At 65.9% G+C, this 14,013-nt stretch carries 11 protein-coding genes; 3 read left to right on the forward strand and 8 right to left on the reverse strand.

Annotated features, from left to right (window positions below):
* On the forward strand, window positions 1-2,309 hold a 2,309-nt coding region (locus tag A6A04_RS16025), incomplete at its 5' end, for a Tn3 family transposase (RefSeq protein ID WP_068494670.1).
* A 171-nt stretch (window positions 2,310-2,480) separates the two neighbouring features.
* Here A6A04_RS16025 and A6A04_RS16030 read toward each other — a convergent pair.
* The 5 genes from A6A04_RS16030 to ftsE form a co-directional block, all read right to left on the reverse strand.
* Window positions 2,481-4,820: an adenosylcobalamin-dependent ribonucleoside-diphosphate reductase gene (locus A6A04_RS16030; protein WP_068494672.1), complete on the reverse strand. Its 2,340-nt coding sequence runs from the start codon at window positions 4,818-4,820 to the stop codon at window positions 2,481-2,483.
* 240 nt (window positions 4,821-5,060) lie between these two features.
* Window positions 5,061-5,795 carry a lysophospholipid acyltransferase family protein gene (locus A6A04_RS16035; RefSeq protein ID WP_068494674.1) on the reverse strand — a complete coding sequence of 245 codons (735 nt, stop codon included), beginning with the start codon at window positions 5,793-5,795 and terminating at the stop codon, window positions 5,061-5,063.
* Complete coding sequence (locus tag A6A04_RS16040; RefSeq protein WP_082914986.1) at window positions 5,792-6,397, reverse strand: YdcF family protein; 606 nt, start codon at window positions 6,395-6,397, stop codon at window positions 5,792-5,794. The genes A6A04_RS16035 and A6A04_RS16040 overlap by 4 nt, the downstream gene beginning before the upstream one ends.
* 14 nt (window positions 6,398-6,411) lie before the next feature.
* Window positions 6,412-7,308, reverse strand: a complete 897-nt coding sequence (locus A6A04_RS16045) for a cell division protein FtsX (RefSeq protein ID WP_068494679.1) — start codon at window positions 7,306-7,308, stop codon at window positions 6,412-6,414.
* A complete protein-coding gene (gene ftsE, locus A6A04_RS16050) occupies window positions 7,305-8,021 on the reverse strand; it encodes a cell division ATP-binding protein FtsE (protein WP_068494681.1) in 717 nt (238 codons plus the stop codon). Before ftsE ends, A6A04_RS16045 begins: the two co-directional genes overlap by 4 nt.
* A 150-nt stretch (window positions 8,022-8,171) precedes the next feature.
* Here ftsE and A6A04_RS16055 point away from each other — a divergent pair, with 150 nt between their 5' ends.
* Window positions 8,172-9,314, forward strand: coding sequence for a DUF3426 domain-containing protein (locus tag A6A04_RS16055; protein WP_068494682.1), 1,143 nt, complete (start codon window positions 8,172-8,174; stop codon window positions 9,312-9,314).
* 34 nt (window positions 9,315-9,348) lie between these two features.
* Here A6A04_RS16055 and A6A04_RS16060 read toward each other — a convergent pair whose 3' ends face one another.
* On the reverse strand, window positions 9,349-10,554 hold the full coding sequence (locus tag A6A04_RS16060) for an MFS transporter (RefSeq protein WP_068494684.1): 1,206 nt from the start codon (window positions 10,552-10,554) through the stop codon (window positions 9,349-9,351).
* Window positions 10,555-10,655: 101 nt separating this feature from the next.
* Between A6A04_RS16060 and A6A04_RS16065 the strand changes: the two genes are divergently transcribed.
* Window positions 10,656-11,066, forward strand: a complete 411-nt coding sequence (locus A6A04_RS16065; RefSeq protein ID WP_245651248.1) for a bacteriohemerythrin — start codon at window positions 10,656-10,658, stop codon at window positions 11,064-11,066.
* A 107-nt stretch (window positions 11,067-11,173) separates the two neighbouring features.
* Here the strand turns inward: A6A04_RS16065 and gcvPB are convergent, their stop codons facing one another.
* Both gcvPB and gcvPA read right to left on the reverse strand, forming a co-directional pair.
* Entirely contained in the window at window positions 11,174-12,664 is a 1,491-nt protein-coding gene (gcvPB, locus tag A6A04_RS16070) for an aminomethyl-transferring glycine dehydrogenase subunit GcvPB (protein ID WP_068494688.1), read from the reverse strand.
* Window positions 12,661-14,013 (reverse strand): aminomethyl-transferring glycine dehydrogenase subunit GcvPA, encoded by a 1,353-nt coding sequence (gene gcvPA, locus A6A04_RS16075; protein ID WP_068494689.1) that lies wholly within the window; start codon window positions 14,011-14,013, stop codon window positions 12,661-12,663. Before gcvPA ends, gcvPB begins: the two co-directional genes overlap by 4 nt.

The raw sequence follows: 14,013 nt of genomic DNA on the forward strand, positions 1-14,013 counted from the left end.
CCCCAGGGCCGGGCGAGTGCGTCAAGGTGGGGAATTTTCAGTCGCCCCTTCTGGGGAGTATTCAGGCGGCAGTGACAGCCGGGACATTGTCCCGCATGGCTGACGAGGGGCTGTGGATGACGGCTCAGCATCTCCGAGACCTTGCGCCCGAGCGTCGCCATGCCACCCTTGCCGCCACAACCTTGCAGTTGGAGACCAGCCTCATCGACAGCATTCTTGGAATGTTTGACAAGTTGATAGGCAAGCTGTCGCGACGGGCCGAACGCCGGACCGCTGATCGCGCCCTCCAGTCGGTTCGCGAGGCCCATGGCCAGCTGGCGGCCCTGGCCAGGGCATGCCGGGTGCTCATCTCGGCATGCGAACAGGGGGGCAACCCAAAGATGGCCATCGAGAACGCAACCGGGTGGGCCAATTTCGTCAAGAATGTAGCCTCGGCGGAGGATATCGCCCGACCGGAGACCGTCGACCCCCGGACGGAATTGATCATGCGCTACGCCACCGTCAAGCCCTTCGCCCAGATTCTGCTGTCGGGCCTGTCATTTCAAGGCGTGCCGGCGTGTCAGTTGCTGCTGGATGCCCTGGCCATTATGCGAGACATGTATCAGTCGGGTCTGCGTAAATTGCCGGACAAGGTGCCGACAACGTTCATTCGCCGGAGTTGGCGGCCGTTCGTGATCGTCCAGGGCGAGGTTGATCGTCGGTCCTACGAGATATGCACCTTATCCGAGCTCCGTGATCGTCTCCGCGCCGGCGATGTCTGGGTAGAAGGAAGCCGGGTCTTTCGCAGCTTTGAGGACTGCCTGCTGCCGCTTCCGGTGTTCCAGGCTCTGCGTCACGAGGGGCCGCTTCCGGTCGCTGTATCCGGTGAGCCCATGGATCATCTGGGCATGGTGGGGCAGTCTCTTGATGGCGCCCTTCAGCAGGTCGGCACTCTGGCCGAATCCAATAAGTTGCCCGACGTCACGATCAAGGACGGCGAGTTGAAGGTGACGCCTCATAAGGCCGACACACCAGATGCAGCCGTGGCCTTGCGAAATGCCGCCTATGGGCTTCTTCCGCGCCTGCGGATCACCGACCTCCTGATTGAAGTGGATAGCTGGACAGGATTTTCCGACTGCTTCCTCCATCAGCGGAGCGGCAAACCGCCAGAGGATCGGACCGCTCTGATGACCGCCGTTCTGGCTGACGGCATCAATCTCGGCCTGGCTCGAATGGCGGAATCCTGCCGGGGGATTACAGCGGGACGGTTGGCCTGGGCTCATGACTGGCATGTTCGCGAAGATTGCTATGCTGCGGCCCTGTCGAGAATTATCGATGTTCACCGCGCCGTGCCGCTGGCCAACGCCTGGGGGGATGGCTCGACTTCTTCGTCCGATGGCCAGTTCTTCAAAGCCGGAGGCCGTGGTGAGGCTATTGGCGACATCAACGCCCACCACGGCAATGAACCGGGCGTCAGCTTCTACACCCATATTTCCGACCAGTATGGCCCATTCTACACCAAGGTCATCGCGGCATCGGCAAGCGAAGCCCCCCATGTTCTCGACGGCTTGCTGTACCATCAGACCGGCCTTCAGCCGAGTGAACACTACACCGACACCGGTGGCGCCACCGATCACGTCTTTGGACTCTGCCACCTGCTGGGGTTCAGGTTCGCTCCGCGTATTCGCGATCTCAAGGATCGACGCCTGTATCTTCCGCCTGGACTGAAAGCCCCGGAGATCCTGGTGCCGCTGCTCGGCGGCAGAATCGATGCCAATCATCTGGCGATAAACTGGGAACCTCTGATCCGATTGGCGGTCTCGATCCGCGCCGGCACCGTGACAGCATCGGCTGCCCTGCGCAAATTGTCGGCCTATCCTCGCCAGAACGGCCTTGCCGTGGCATTACGTGATCTGGGGCGATTGGAGAGAACTCTGTTCACTCTTGATTGGCTCCGCGATCCTGGTTTGCGGCGCCGAACGGGTGCTGGACTGAACAAGGGAGAGGCAAGAAATGCACTGGCACGAGCGGTGTTTTTTAACCGCCTGGGAGAAATGCGTGATCGCAGTTTTGAGAACCAGTCCTATCGGGCCTCTGGTCTCAACCTGCTGGTCGCGGCCATCATCCTCTGGAACACCCGCTACCTGGAATTGGCCTTTGCCGAACTGGCGCGTCGCGGCATGACCGTCAGCACGGAGCTGATGAAGCATGTGGCTCCGCTCGGTTGGGAGCACATCAGCCTGACCGGTGATTACAGCTGGGCCATCGAGGAATTCGGTGACGGCGGCATGCGGCCATTCCATCGCCCAGTATCGCTTCTCGCAGCGTAGTTCCTGTTTTGTACGACCTTAGCGTACAAGGTATGCACTTTCGTTAGATGACCCCCTTCGTTTCACCCAAGATTCTCGTTTTATGAAGTGTGAATTCTCGATTTATGAGGCGTCATTCTCCGCTTATGCGCAAACCGACACGTTATACCGGAGCGCGGCCGTCCCGGCCGCTCAGCCGCATTTGGAATAGCCGCACGAGGTGCAGGTGTCGCAGCCTTCCGAGCGCAGCAAGGCGGGCTGGTTGCATTTGGGGCAGTGGCGCAGCCGGGTGCCTTCCATATTGACCACCTGGCGCCCCTCTCCCCACCGATCATCGCGGGCCTCGACGGGGTCGCGCGCCGCCTTGGGGTCGGGCAGGAAGCCGATGGCGATCATGTGGCGCTCGATCACCTCGCCGATGGCGGCCAGCAGCGACGGCACGTAGCGCCCGCCCACCCATTGGCCACCCCTGGGGTCGAACACCGCCTTCAACTCCTCGACCACGAAGGCCACGTCGCCGCCGCGCCGGAACACCGCCGAGATCATGCGGGTCAGCGCCACCGTCCAGGCGAAATGCTCCATGTTCTTGGAGTTGATGAACACCTCGAACGGCCTGCGCCGTCCGTCCTGGATGATGTCGTTGAGCGTGATGTACATGGCATGGTCGGAATCGGGCCAGCGCACCTTGTAGGTTGAGCCGGGCAGCGCCTCGGGACGGTCCAGCGGCTGGGTCAGGTGGACGATGCCGCCCGCCTCGAACGGGTCGGAATGGCGCACCCGGGTCTTTTCCAGCGGCAGTTCCGGCTCGGCCTCGGCTGCCTTCTCCTTGGCGGTGTCGGGCTTGACCTCGAGGACCGAACCGGTGACATCGTTGGGACGATAGGTGGTGCAGCCCTTGCAGCCCAGGTCATAGGCCTGCTGATAGACATCGCGGAACGACTCGAAGTCGATGCTTTCCGGCACGTTGATGGTCTTGGAGATGGAAGAGTCCACGTATTTCTGCACGGCGGCCTGCATCACCACATGGTCGCCGGGGGTCAGGCTCTGGGCATCGACGAAGCAGGACGGCAGCGGGGCGTTGTCGCCCTTGAGGCGGCGGAACAGGCGATAGGCGTAGTCGCTCACCTCCTCCTCGCGCCGCGTCCCGTCCTTTTGCAGCACGGCGCGGCTATAGGTGAAGGAAAACACCGGCTCCAGCCCCGAGGACACATTGTCGGCGAACAGGGAAATGGTGCCCGTCGGCGCGATGGAGGTCAGCAGGGCGTTGCGGATGCCGTGGGCCTTGATGGCCTCGATCACGTCGGCATCCAGGGATCTGACCGTCTCGCCCGCCAGATACTTCTCGGCATCGTAGAGCGGGAAGCTGCCCTTTTCCTTGGCCAGCTCCACCGAGGCGAGATAGGCCGAGCGCCGCAGCGCCGCCATCCAGGTCTCGGTCAGGCGGATGGCGGCGGCGCCGCCATAGCGGGCACCGCACAGGATCAGGGCGTCGGCCAGGCCGGTGATGCCCAGCCCGATGCGGCGCTTGGCCTGGGCCTCATGCCGGTGCTGCTCCAGCGGATAGTTGGAGACGTCGATGACGTTGTCCATCATGCGCACGGCGGTGCGCACCAACCGGTCGAGTTTGTCGAGGTCGAGGGCTGCGCCGTCCTCGAACGGATGCTCCACCAGCCGGGCCAGATTGACCGAGCCCAGCAGGCAGACACCATAGGGCGGCAGGGGCTGCTCGCCGCAGGGATTGGTGGCGTGGATATCCTCGCAATACCACAGGTTATTCAGGCGGTTGATGCGGTCGATGAAGATCACGCCCGGCTCGGCATAGGCGTAGGTGGCGCGCATGATCTTGTTCCACAACTCGCGCGCCGGCAGGCTTTTATAGGTGGTGCCGTTGAAGGTCAGCTCCCAGCTGGTGCCCTCCTTCACCGCCAGCATGAAGGCGTCGGTCACCAGCACCGACAGGTTGAACATGCGCAGCCGCCCGGCCTCGCGCTTGGCGTCGATGAAGGCCTCGATATCGGGATGGTCGCAGCGCATGGTGGCCATCATGGCGCCCCGGCGCGAGCCCGCGCTCATGATGGTGCGGCACATGGCGTCCCACACATCCATGAAGGATAGCGGCCCCGAGGCGTCGGCGCCGACGCCCTTGACCGGGGCGCCCTTGGGCCGGAGCGTCGAGAAGTCGTAGCCGATGCCGCCGCCCTGCTGCATGGTCAGGGCGGCTTCCTTCAGATGCTCGAAAATCCCCGCCATGTCGTCGGGGATGTTGCCCATGACGAAGCAGTTGAACAAGGTGACGCGCCGCTCGGTTCCGGCACCCGACAGGATGCGCCCGGCGGGCAGCACCTTGAAATCCATCATGGCGTCGGCGAAGCGGTCCTCCCACAGCGCGGAGTCTTTCTCCTCGGTCGCCAGGGCGCGGGCGACCCGGCGCCAGGAGTCCTCGATGGTCTTGTCCACGGGCTCGCCGTCGCCGGTCTTCAGCCGGTATTTCATGTCCCAGATCTGCTGGGAAATGGACGCAACCTGAGTCATGGAACCACCGTCTCCGCCCTATTCGTTTCGCCCCAGTCTAGGACTCGCGGGCCGCCAGAATCAAGGCCGGTGTTCTTTTTTTGTACCAACAGGGTTGGGATTCACCAAGCCCTTGAGGGACAAGCCGGAATTGGCTTATCCCCGGGATTCACGCCCAGGAGGCTGGGGATGACCGGCAATGCATTGGAATCCACAGACTTATCCACACAGGGCGGGGGATTCCCTACCCGATTCAGGGATTTATCCGGCGTCGGGAAAGCGCTGCCTCGCCTCGGCCACCAGGCGGTCGGTGGCGGTCTCGATCCGGCTTTCCAGCTCGGCCATGAAGGCCTTGCGGTCCATGCCGGGCGGGATGGCGGGCAGCGCCTCGATGGTGATGATTCCGGGCTTCTTCAAGAAGCCGCGGCGGCGCCAAAAAAGCCCTGAATTCAAGGCGATAGGCACGACTGGCACCTTCAGCGCGCCATAGATCATGGCGATGCCGGTGTGATAGGGCAGCTTCTCGCCGGGAGGGGCGCGGGTGCCCTCGGGGAAGATGATCACCGGGCGGCCCTGGGCCACCGCGTCCTCGGCGCCCTTGACCATGGCTTTCAGCGCCTTGGTGCCCGCCGAGCGGTCGATGGCGATGACGCCGCTCCTGCCCAGATACCAGCCAAAGAAAGGTATCCACAGCAGCTCGCGCTTCAGGATGAAGGCGGGGTCGTTCAACAGCAGATGAAAGACGAAGGTCTCGAAGGCCGACTGGTGCTTGGCGGCAATCAGCAGCGGCCCGGGCGGCAGGTTCTCGGCGCCGCGCAGCTCGTAAGACAGTCCGGCGATGAGGCGCAGACCCGCCTGGACACCCGACAGCCATAGCCGGATGGCCGGGATCATGGCCTTGCGCGGCAAAACGAGCAGCGGCAGATAGACCACCGAGAGGACAAGGGTCCACAGCCAGATATGGACGACGAACAGGGCTGAACGGATGGCTGTCACGATTTCCTCTCGGGCGGCTTGGGGATGAACAGGGGCCGCGCCAGCGCCCCCAGATACTTGGTGTATTCGGTGGCGAGCAGATGGGCGGTGCCGGGCCAGCGCCACCACTGGTCCTTCTTGAAGGCATCGGGAAACACCGGATGCGCCACGATCGCCGCCTGCGGCATGACCCGGCGCAATTCCAGCATGGCGCGCTGCATGTGATAGGCGGCGGTGACGAGGCGCAACGAGGTGAAGCGCTGCTCGGCCATCCAGGCGGCGGTCTCGACGGCGTTACCCACGGTGTCGTCGGCGGCATGGCCCAGCGTGATGCAGCAATGGCTTTCCATGGGCGGCTGTCCGGCCTTGCGCAGCAGCTCGGGCAGATCGACGCCCTTGTGGACGCCGGAAATCAACAGGCTCCGGCCCTTGCCCTGGGCCAGCAGGGTCAGGCCGGTGGTCAGCCGGTCACTGCCGCCGGTCAGCACCACGATGGCATCGGTGACGGTGTCGCGGTCCTCGACCCCGGCGGCCATGGTGGCGGCGAACACCAGCAGACCGCCGCCCCAGGCGCCGAGCAGCACCGCGAGGGTGGTGCCCAGCACCGAGACGATCCGGGGCATGCGTATCCGCCCGCTCATGGCATCCGCGACAGGGTGCCGTGGACGGTGAGCCGCGCCGTCAGCATGGCCAGGGCGGCGGCCAGCAGCGGCAGCAGGCCGATGGCCACATAGCCCAGCAGCGGCAGCGAGAGGCTGGGCAGGAAGCCGCCTTCCAGCCGCCGCGCCGCCCAGCCGATCAGGGTCAGGGCGGGCAGAGCGAGGCCCAGGCCCATCAGCCCGCCGGAAAATCCCATGGCGAAGGCGCGATCGGCGAACTGGCGCGCGATATAGTCGTCATGGGCACCGATCAGATGCAGCACCTCGACGATGCCGTGATGCACCGCCATGCCGGTGCGGGTGCCGTAGACCACGGTGGCGGCGGTCACGGCGCCGATCAGCGCCACCACCAGGATGGCCAGCCACTGGATGGTGCGCGACAGATTGATCAGGCGCGACAGCCAGACACGGTGGTCGTCCAGCGAGGCGCCGGGCACCGCCTGGCTCAGCCGTTCGGCCACCTCGGCCAGGTCGATGCGGGCGGCGGGGTCGACGGCCACGTCGATCAGCCGGGGCAGGGGCATGTCCTGAAGGACATCGGTACCGCCCAGCCAGGGTTCCAGCAGGGCCAGGGTGCGCTTCTTGTCCAGCGCCTTGACCGACTGCACGCCGGGAACCTTGCGCATGACGTCGATGGCGAGGCGGACGCGGTCGTCGGTGGCGGCCTCGGCCTGTGCGCCGCCCGCGGGCAGGATCTGAACCGTCAGCGTGCCCGAGACGTCGTGGTCCCAGCGGTCGATGACATTGTTGATGACGAAGGCTCCCGCCACAGCGATGGCGGCCAGGAACACCATCAGCGCCACCAGCCAGGGCAGGAAGCGCGATGTGGCGTCACCCGCGAGCGGCAGGTCGGAGCGTCGGCGGAACAGGTTCATTCCACCACCTCCTCCGGTGGCGGCCGGACCCGCTTGCTGATGGTGCCGTGCTCGATATGCAGGCGGGGCAGATGGGCGAAGCGCTGCACCAGCAATTCGTTATGGGTGGCCACCACGATGGTGGTGCCCAGCTTGTTCAGTTCCTCGAACAGATACATCAGCCGCATGGCGATGTGGTCGTCCACATTGCCGGTGGGCTCGTCGGCCAGCAGCAGGTCGGGACGCCCGATCACGGCGCGGGCGATGGCGACCCGCTGCTTCTGCCCGCCCGACAGGGTCGAGGGCTTGGCGCCCAACTGATCGGCCAGGCCGACCCAGGACAGCAGTTCCGGCACATGCTTCCTGATCTCGGATTCCTTGACGCCGCGCACCCGCAACGGCAGCGCCACGTTGTCGAGCGCGGTCAGGTGGTCGAGCAGGCGGAAATCCTGGAACACCACGCCGATGCGCCGCCGCAGGGCGGGAAGCTCGTAGCGCTTGGTATTGGCGATGTCGCGGTCGAACAGGATGACGCGGCCGCGCGTCGGACGCAGCCCCAGATACATCAGACGCAGCAACGACGACTTGCCCGCGCCCGATGGGCCGGTCAGGAAGTGAAACGATCCGGACGGCAAGGCGAAGCTTACGTCCTGAAGCACTTCCGGCCCCAGGCCGTAACGCAGCCCGACATTATCGAACCGGATTATATTTTCACCACGTGGGCGTTGCCGCACTGCGTCTTCTCCCGATCGGGGCCAAAGATGCCACGCGCGGCGCCCTGTTGTCCACCGCCCCCCTCCTGCCCTGGCAAAGCCAGCCCGTGCTTGTGTTGATACGCACTCCAGCCTATAAGAAAATACGTGATTTCGGGGACTTCGCGAACCATGCTCATCACCTGCCCCAGTTGCACGACCAACTTCTCCATTCCGGACTCGGCCCTGGGAGCGTCCGGACGCAAGCTGAAGTGCGCCAAGTGCGGCCATAAGTGGTTCCAGGAGCCACTGATGGTGATGGACGAGGACGACACCGATTTCGATCTCGGCGGCTCGTCCTTCTCGGCCCCTCCGCCCATGGGCGACGGCGGCGACCGCCGCATCGACCCGCCCCGCTTCGACGATCCGCCGGTCAGGGACGATGATTTCGGCTCGCTGCCGGTGCCCGGCTTCGGTGCTCCGCGCCGCGATCCGCTGCCCCCGTTTCCCTCCTCCTCGTCCTCGTCGGCCTCCGACCTGGACGATGACGAAGCGGCCAGCAGCCTGCTCAATACCGGGCCGCAGCCCATTCCCGACGTGTTCTCCACCAGCCGCCCCGACGAGAAGAAGGGCACCGGTTTCCTGTGGTTCCTGCTGGTCCTGCTGGTTCTCGGCGGCCTGGGCGGCGCCGGTTACTATTTCCAGGACCAACTGGTGGAAGCGGTCCCCGAAGCGGGCGAGATGCTGGCCCAGGCCGGTCTGCGGCGCGAAAAGCCCGGCGCCGGGCTGGAACTGCGCAAGGCGGGCACGCCGGAACGCTTCGTCCACAACGATACCGACGTGCTGGTGGTGCGCGGCATCATCGCCAATATCACCGATCGCGTCCGGCCGGTTCCCACCATGAAGCTGGTGCTCATGGACAAGAACAAGCAGCCGGTGCAGGAAAAGCTGTCGCAGCCGCCGGTCTCGGCGCTGGACCCCCAGGGCACCGCCAGCTTCAAGATCATGCTGGAACGCCCCGATCCCAGCGCCGTCGAGGTGGTGGTGGTGTTCATCGAATCGGGCGAGGCGGTCAAGCCGATGCCGCCGCCCGCGCCCAAGCCGCTGGCGCCGCCGCCGGTTCCCGACGTGCCGCCGCCCGCTCCGGCTCCGGCCACGCCTTCGGCCGCCCCGGCCAATGGTGCGGCGCCCGCCGCTGCTCCGGCTCCGGCTCCGGCTCCGGCGGTGACCAATGGCACCACGCCCGCCGCCGCGGTTCCGGCGCCTGCGCCAAGTCCGGTGGCGCCTGCTCCAGCGCCAACTCCGGTCCCCGCTCCCGCTCCGGCGGCCAAGTAACGGAAAGCCCCGCCTCGGCGGGGCTTTTTCATACTCAGCGCAGGCGAAGCGCCAGCGGCCCCAGCGCCACCACCGCGCCCAGCGAGGCGAAGGCCAATCCCCAGGCACTGCCGGAATTGGCGCCGCCCATGGCGTCCAGCACCATGCCGAAAGCCAGCGGCCCGACGAATCCGGCGCCGAATCCCAGCAGGGAATGCACCGCGATGGTGGCGCCGCGCCGCGCCGGATCGGCGGCCAGTACCGCGCCGGTGGTCAGCGCCGCCGAGTCGATCTGGATCAGGGCGCTGTAGAGCAGCATCAGCCCGGCGACCACGCCATAGGGCAGGCCGCCGGAAAAGCCGATCCCGGCGGCCATGGCGGCCGAGCCCAGCATGGCGGCGGCACAGACCCGGCGACGGTCGAAGCGCACCGCCCAATCGGCGCCGATGATGCTGGCGGCCATGGCCACCAGGGCGGCCATGGTGGCGATCGAGGTGGGGCTGGGGCCCCAGGCGCCGGGCTGGGCCGCCAGCACCCAGGCCAGGAAGGCCACCATCCAGGACCGCGCTCCGAACAACTCCCAGACATGGACGGCATAACCCAGCACATAGCCCATGGCGGCGCGGTTCTTCAGCACCGGCCCGAAATCGAAGGGATTGGTCTTGCGCTCGGGCGGGATGGGCCGGACCCCGGGCAGGGCGAGCGCCACCAGGACCAGGGCCAGGGCGGCGGCGGCGGCGGCCAGTCCGAAGGCCACCCGCCAGCCGCCGAGGGCCTCGGCCACCCAGCCGGTGACCAGGAACGAGCCCGAGGTGCCCAGGGAGAAACTGGCAGTGTAGAAGCTGATCCAGCGGGGTTGTCGCGGGCCGGACGTGCGGTCCACCAGGGCTTTGAGGCCCGGCATATAGGTTCCGGCCAAACCGACGCCGCTCAAGGCGCGCCAGGCCAGGGCCGACCAGAAACCCTCGGCGGTCAGGGTGAAGCCCAGGGCGGCAACCGCCGCCACCAGGGCGCCGAACAGATAGACCCGCTTGGCGTCCATGCGGTCGGTGAGCGTGGTCAGGACCGGCACCGCCACGGTATAGCCCGCGAAGACCACCCCGGAAATCCAGCCCGCCTCGGTATTGCTCAGACCCCATTGGGCGATGAAGTCGGGCAGCAGCGCAGGGAAGGAGAACACGCCGACCATGGTCAGCACTTCCGCCGCGCACAGGCAGAAGACGGCCCTGGACCCGGTGGACGGCGTGGCGGCGTCACTCATGGCGGTAATGGTAACACCAGCCGGGCAGGGCATTGCCAGAAAAGGCAGCCTTGGCTATGTTAATCGATACTAAAATAATAGCTCTGATGGTGGGGGTCTGCATGGTCACGCAAATTGAATGGTCGGATGATCTATTGATCAATGTTGATGCCATCGACGCAGATCACAAGAAGCTGTTCAACCTCATGGCCGACATTTTCGCATCGGCCTCACACGGAGCCGACGCCATCAATCGGGCTATTGGGGCATTGGCCTCCTATACCAAGGAGCATTTCTCCCGCGAGGAGGAAAGCATGGCCGGTGCACAATATCCGGCGCTTGAGGCCCATAAATACGAACATGAGCATCTGGTGTTCCAGTTGGAGGGGCTCATCAATCGCCTGATGGTATCCGGTGCCGAGGCGATTGATTCTGAACTCGCCAAATTCCTGATGAACTGGCTGGGCGGCCACATCATGACCTTTGACGTCAAATACGCCGCCTATCTGCGGGAAACCGGGCAGCACGGCTGAGAGCAAGGGGAGTCTCTCCTCCTCGGCAGGTTCCTTGATCGTCCACTATATCCCCAGAGGCCTCCCCTCCCCCCGCGCCAAGCGTGGGGGGAGGTCGGGAGGGGGGGCTAGGCTTTCCAGCGCAAGATGGGGGTGCGGGCCGCCAGGGTTTCGTCCAGGCGGCGGCGCGGCGTATGACGGGGGGCGGCCTTGAAGTCCTCGGCGGCGCCCGCCTTGGCCTTTTCCGCCAGTCCCCGCACCACGGCGATGAACTGGTCCAGGGCCTCCTTGGACTCGGTCTCGGTGGGTTCCATCAGCAGAGCGCCATGCACCACCAGGGGGAAATACATGGTCATGGGGTGATAGCCCTCGTCGATCAGGGCCTTGGCGAAATCCAGGGTGGTGACGCCCGTATCCTTCAGGAAGCGGTCGTCGAACAGGGCCTCGTGCATGCAGGGACCGTCGAACGACGGGGTGAGCACGTCGCCCAGCCGGGCCTGGAGATAGTTGGCGTTGAGCACCGCGTCGCTGGAGGCCTGGCGCAGGCCGTCGGCGCCCATGGACAGGATATAGGCCAGGGCGCGGACGAAGACGCCGAACTGGCCGTGGAAGCCCTTGACCCGGCCGAAGGGCTTGGTGCCCTCGCGGCGTCCTTCCACCAGTTCCAGCCCGTCCGGTCCGGAGACCACATAGGGCACCGGGGCGAAGGGGGCCAGGGCCGCCGACAGCACGGTGGGACCGGCACCGGGACCGCCACCGCCATGGGGGGTGGAAAAAGTCTTGTGCAGGTTGATATGCATGGCGTCGATGCCGAGATCGGCCACCTTCACCCGGCCGACGATGGCGTTGAAATTGGCGCCGTCGCAGTAGAAATAGGCCCCGGCGCCGTGGACGGCGGCCGCGATCTCGATGATCTCGGACTCGAACAGGCCGCAGGTATTGGGATTGGTCAGCATCAGGGCGGCGACATCGGGGCCGAGCTTGGCCTTCAGGGCATCGAGGTCGACCCTGCCGTTCTCCTTGGCCGGGATGGGATCGACGCTGTAGCCGCACATGGCGGCGGTGGCGGGATTGGTGCCGTGGGCGCTTTCCGGAACCAGGACGCGGCGGCGATGGCCTTGGCCGCTGTCCTCGTGGGCGGCGCGGATGGCCATCAAGCCGCACCATTCGCCATGGGCGCCCGCCGCCGGGCTCATGGCCACGGCGGGCATGCCGGTCAGTTGCTTCAGCCACCAGGCCAGTTGGTCGATGACCTCCAAGGCGCCCTGGACGGTCTGGCGCGGCTGGAAGGGATGCAGGTCGGCGAGGCCGGGCAGGCGCGCCACCTTCTCCGACAGGCGGGGATTGTGCTTCATGGTGCACGATCCCAGCGGATAGAAGCCGGTGTCGATGCCGTAGTTCTTCTGGGACAGGCGGGTGTAGTGGCGCACCACCTGGGGCTCGGACAGGTCGGGCAGGGCGAGGTCGGCACGCTTGCGAACGCCGCCCATGCGGTCGAGATCGACGGGGCCGGGCTCGGGCAGGTCGACGGCGACGGCGCCGGGATTGCCCATCTCGAAGATCAGCTTCTCCTCGATCTGGAGTCCCTTGTTGCCGCTGAAGGACGTGGTCTCGCTCATGACAGAGTCTCCTTCAGGGCGGCGACGAGGCGGTCCATGTCGTCCTCGGTGTTCATCTCGGTGGCGGCGACGATCAGCACCGGCGCCAGTTCCGGCCAGGTGGGATAGAAGCGCGACGCAGGAACCCCGGCCAGGATGCCCTTGTCCACCAGGCGATCGACCACCTCGGCGGCCTTGACCTCGTCGCCCAGATGGACGGCGAATTCGTTGTAATAGCTGTCGGGCAGGACCCTGAGCCCCTTTACCTGGGACAGCTTCTGCTCCAACTGCACCGCCTTGGCGTGGTTCAGTTCGGCCAGCCGGGTGAAGCCGGTGCCGCCCAGCAGGGTCAGATGGATGGAGAAGGCCAGGGCGCACAGGCCGGAATTGGTGCAGATATTGCTGGTGGCCTTCTCGCGGCGGATATGCTGCTCGCGGGTCGAAAGCGTCAGCACCCAGCCGCGCTTGCCGTCCACGTCCAGGGTCTGACCGGCGAGGCGGCCGGGCATCTGGCGCACGAATTTGTCCCGCGTCGCGAACAGGCCCAGGCCGGGGCCGCCGAAATTCATGCCCATGCCCAGGCTTTGGCCCTCGGCCACCACGATATCGGCGCCCATGGCGCCGGGCGAGTCGAACAGACCCAGGCTGGTGGGCTCGGCCACCATCACCACCAGCAGCGCGCCCAACTCGTGGCAGATGGCGGCCAGCGGCCGCAGGTCGCGGATGCCGCCGAAGAAGCCGGGATTTTGCACCACCACGCAGGCGGTGTCTCCGTCCAGGCGGCCCAGCAGGTCCTCCAGCCCCAGCGGATCGGGGGGCAGCGGCTCGGCCTCCATCTCGGTGAAACGCAACGAAGTCTCTGTGGTTTCCACGTAATGGGGATGCAGCGAGCCCGACAGCAGCACCTTGCGCCGCTTGGTGACGCGGCACGCCATGATGGCGGCCTCGGCACAGGCGGTGGCGCCGTCATACATGGAGGCATTGGCCACCTCCATGCCGGTGACCATGGCCACCTGGGTCTGGAACTCGAACAGCGCCTGCAACGTGCCCTGGCTGACTTCCGGCTGATACGGGGTATAGGCGGTGAGGAACTCGCCGCGCAGCAGCAACTGGTCCACCGCCGCCGGGATGTGGTGGCGATAGACGCCCGCGCCCATGAAGAAGGGGGCGCAGCCCGCCGACAGATTCTTCCCGGCCATGCGGGTGAAGGCGCGTTCCACTTCCAACTCGCCCTGGTGGCGGGGAAGCGGCAGCGCCTCGGCGAGGCGGGCGGCGGCGGGGACGTCCCGGAACAGGGCGTCCACGTCCTTGACCCCGATATCCGCCAGCATGGCGGCGCGATCGGACTCGGTCAGCGGCAGGTAGCGCAT

The organism is Paramagnetospirillum marisnigri (assembly GCF_001650715.1).
Classification (GTDB): Bacteria; Pseudomonadota; Alphaproteobacteria; order Rhodospirillales; family Magnetospirillaceae; genus Phaeospirillum; species Phaeospirillum marisnigri.

Excerpts from the sequence above, each read along its gene's own strand:
- A6A04_RS16030 (WP_068494672.1), bottom strand. The coding sequence starts at position 4,820 with ATGACTCAGGTTGCGTCCATTTCCCAGCAGATCTGGGACATGAAATAC.
- A6A04_RS16040 (WP_082914986.1), bottom strand. The coding sequence starts at position 6,397 with ATGCCCCGGATCGTCTCGGTGCTGGGCACCACCCTCGCGGTGCTGCTC.
- A6A04_RS16045 (WP_068494679.1), bottom strand. The coding sequence starts at position 7,308 with ATGAACCTGTTCCGCCGACGCTCCGACCTGCCGCTCGCGGGTGACGCC.
- A6A04_RS16055 (WP_068494682.1), top strand. The coding sequence starts at position 8,172 with ATGCTCATCACCTGCCCCAGTTGCACGACCAACTTCTCCATTCCGGAC.
- A6A04_RS16060 (WP_068494684.1), bottom strand. The coding sequence starts at position 10,554 with ATGAGTGACGCCGCCACGCCGTCCACCGGGTCCAGGGCCGTCTTCTGC.
- A6A04_RS16065 (WP_245651248.1), top strand. The coding sequence starts at position 10,656 with ATGGTCACGCAAATTGAATGGTCGGATGATCTATTGATCAATGTTGAT.
- gcvPB (WP_068494688.1), bottom strand. The coding sequence starts at position 12,664 with ATGAGCGAGACCACGTCCTTCAGCGGCAACAAGGGACTCCAGATCGAG.
- gcvPA (WP_068494689.1), bottom strand. The coding sequence starts at position 14,013 with ATGCGCTACCTGCCGCTGACCGAGTCCGATCGCGCCGCCATGCTGGCG.